Source organism: Oerskovia turbata, assembly GCF_000718325.1.
In the GTDB taxonomy this organism is placed as follows: domain Bacteria; phylum Actinomycetota; class Actinomycetes; order Actinomycetales; family Cellulomonadaceae; genus Oerskovia; species Oerskovia turbata.
Genome location: NZ_JOFV01000074.1, coordinates 1 through 202 on the forward strand (window position 1 = coordinate 1; position 202 = coordinate 202).

1 pseudogene is annotated in these 202 nt (G+C 61.9%); it reads right to left on the reverse strand.

Going from position 1 to position 202, the window contains the following annotated elements:
• A pseudogene (locus IE95_RS21200) lies at positions 1 to 202 on the reverse strand (methyl-accepting chemotaxis protein); the annotation flags it as partial.

A 202-nucleotide genomic window follows, 5' to 3' on the forward strand; every position in this document is an offset into this window, starting at 1 on the left:
CGACGTGATCACCTTCACCACATCACCGATCTCCTGCGAGCTCGTCCCCAGCTTCTGCACCGTCACATTCGTCGACGCCGCACGATCCGTCGCACGATTAGCAACCTTCGCCGCCTCGTTCGAGTTCTGCGCGATCTCCCGAATCGACGCCCCCATCTGCTCAGCCCCAGCAGCCACCGTCCGCACATTCTGAGAAACCTGC